Origin of the sequence: Metabacillus niabensis (assembly GCF_902829255.1) — a bacterium.
Lineage (GTDB): Bacteria > Bacillota > Bacilli > Bacillales > Bacillaceae > Metabacillus > Metabacillus niabensis.
The window spans coordinates 1-2,819 of sequence record NZ_CADEPK010000233.1 but is presented as its reverse complement, the minus strand read 5'-3'; the positions used below and the strand labels follow the sequence as shown (position 1 = coordinate 2,819).

Here is a 2,819-nt window from a genome sequence, read left to right as displayed (position 1 = left end):
GTTCTTATAGACAATAAAATAGACGATACTTTTTATAAATTTCTTTTAATTTTGGCTCAAGGATTTGGTGAATTTCGGTTTTATATATGTTAAGTAAGGCATCTTTTTCATGGAGTGTAAGAACAAAATAATCAATTTGTTTATTTATATATGTTATAATTTGGTTTTTATAAAAGAAAGCTTTGTTTTTTATTTTCATTTCAATATCTTGAATTAATAAATAGGCAAAACGAATAATTTCAAAGTCTGTTTTTCCAATATATTCAGCTAGTTGCATCATCAAGACCTCCTGTATTTACATGTGTGTAATAAAGTTTACAATAAATTAATAAAAAAGTATCGTGGTTATTGTCGAATGGAAAAAAATATATGTGAACTGCTAAAAATACATATTCTTAATTAAATTTGTTGACGGATGGAACATGGTTTAGACATAATAGGAACATACATAAAGGTGGTGTAGTTGTACTGTGAAAAAAAGTAAGTTTATAATCTGGATCATCATTACTGCCATATTATCTTCGGGGATAACATTTAGTTTCCTCCAATTTTATGGTGTAAACCAATCAGTTGATGACGGTGATCCTTTTGCAAAGCTAAAATCAACATATGAAATTTTAGAAAAAGGGTACTACAAAAATATTGAAACAGATAAACTTGTTGAAGGCGCTATTAAAGGTATGGTAAATTCGTTAGAAGATCCATATTCCGTTTATATGGATGTTGAGGAAGCAAAGAGCTTTAATGAAAATATTTCCTCATCATTTGAAGGTATAGGTGCAGAGGTTCAAGAAAGTAATGGTAACATTATGATCGTTTCGCCAATTAAAGGTTCCCCTGCTGAAGAGGCAGGTTTAAAACCAAAAGATATTATTTTAACAGTAGATGGTGAATCTGTGGAAGGACTTACAGTAAATGAAGCTGTATTGAAGATAAGAGGAGAGAAAGGTTCTAAAGTTAAACTTGTCGTAAGACGTGAAGGGGTTGGTGAACTAACCTTTACGATAACACGTGATACGATTCCTTTAGAAACTGTTTATTCAGAAGTTATTGACGATAATATAGGGAAAATTCAAATTACGAAATTCTCTGAATCAACAACAGAGGAACTAGAAAAAGCCATAGCTGATTTACAAAAGAAAAATGTTAAAGGCTTAGTCATTGACTTGAGACAAAACCCTGGTGGTTTAATGAATCGCGCTATTGAAATGTCCCAATTATTTGTACCTAAAGGTAAAAATATTATGCAGGTTGAGAACAATAATGGTTCGAAGGAAGTTTATAAGTCTGAAAATAATCAAGTAGTTGATTTGCCTGCAACAGTAATAGTTGATGGTGGAACTGCAAGTGCGGGTGAAATAATGGCTGCAGCACTAAATCAATCAGCAGGTATCACGTTAGTTGGAGAAAAAACCTTTGGAAAAGGGACAATCCAAACGGCACAAACATTTAAAGATAATTCTTCAGTGAAATTTACAACTGCTAAATGGTTAACACCTGATGGAACATGGATACATGAAAAAGGGATTGAACCACAAGTAAAAGTGGAACTACCTGAATATGCTCATGTCTCATATGTAAACCCAGAAAGTGTTCTAAAAATTGGCGTATCTTCGGATGAAGTGAAATCAGCGAAGACAATGTTAAAAGCATTGGGATATGAAAGCCTTAATGAAGAAAACTCCTTTGATGAAGAAACAGAAGAAGTAGTAAAGGAATTCCAAGCTAAGCATAAATTAACGGTTAACGGCCAAATTACTGGAGAAACAACAATAAAATTATATGAAGAAATTCAAAAGAAACTTCAAGAAAATGATACACAGCTTGAAAAAGCAATTAGTGTATTAAAGGAAAAAATGGAATAAACAAAGGCAATACCCAATTCGTTTCGACGGATTAGGTATTGCCATATTTATTATATATTAGTTTGATTAAATTGCAGGGCCACTTGTGCTCTGCTTTTTTTATAGGGATACTTATAACCAGGTTGAAACTTTATCAACATCAAGACGATAGCTTTGATGAGCAGGTTTTAGGGCTTTTCCAATTGAGATTAACATGATAGGTACATATCTCTTATCGATTTTGTATTCCTTCATAAATTGTTCTTTATTAAATCCGCCTATCGCACATGAATCGTAGCCTTTTGCTTTTGCAGCTAACATCAGTTGCATGGCAGCTAAAGATGCATTAGTAAATGCAGCATCTCTTGCAAAAGCTTCACTTGTGTATGCTCGATTAATCTGTCCCGCGAGTGTTTCTTTAATTTCAGATGTCATAAATCCTTCTGTAAGTAGGGGATCATAAACATCGTCAGTATTTTTATTTGCTTCCATATCACCAAGAATCGCAATGATTGCAGATGCATCAGTAATTTGACTTTGGTTAAAAGCAATTGGTAATAATGTTTGTTTGGATTCCTTACTATGGAATATTGTAAAATGCCAATGTTGTAAATTCCAAGCCGATGGAGCTTTTGTGGCATATGATAATATTTCTGTTAACTCCTCTTTAGAGATAGAGACTGATGAGTCATAATGTCTTACTGATGATCGTTGTTTTATGATGTCAAATAAATCAATAGCGGTAGTTGTAGTCAAGCTTAAATTCCTCCTAAGTTGATATATTAAGAAAATTATTCTATACTAAAAGTAATAAACTTACTTTTAGTAAGTCGACAGTAAACATATTAATCGAAGTGAAAAAATCAGTCAAGAAATTATATTGAGGAGAGATTATTATGAAGATTCAGCTTTGTCCTAAAATGGAAACAGCTTTTCGACTTTTAGGAAAACGTTGGATTGGAATTATTATACATG

General features: G+C 32.3%; 3 protein-coding genes. 1 reads left to right on the top strand and 2 read right to left on the bottom strand.

What is annotated here, in order from left to right; translation table 11 throughout:
* Positions 1 to 4: 4 nt before the first annotated feature.
* Positions 5 to 277, bottom strand: a complete 273-nt coding sequence (locus HU235_RS15020) for a hypothetical protein (RefSeq protein WP_174880716.1) — start codon at positions 275 to 277, stop codon at positions 5 to 7.
* A 193-nt stretch (positions 278 to 470) separates the two neighbouring features.
* Between HU235_RS15020 and HU235_RS15015 the strand changes: the two genes are divergently transcribed.
* On the top strand, positions 471 to 1,865 hold the full coding sequence (locus HU235_RS15015) for a S41 family peptidase (RefSeq protein WP_174880715.1): 1,395 nt from the start codon (positions 471 to 473) through the stop codon (positions 1,863 to 1,865).
* Positions 1,866 to 1,976: 111 nt separating this feature from the next.
* On the opposite strand, the gene HU235_RS15010 is transcribed toward HU235_RS15015, so the two are convergent.
* Positions 1,977 to 2,582 carry a nitroreductase family protein gene (locus HU235_RS15010; protein ID WP_370877247.1) on the bottom strand — a complete coding sequence of 202 codons (606 nt, stop codon included), beginning with the start codon at positions 2,580 to 2,582 and terminating at the stop codon, positions 1,977 to 1,979.
* Between the last annotated feature and the right edge of the window lie 237 nt (positions 2,583 to 2,819).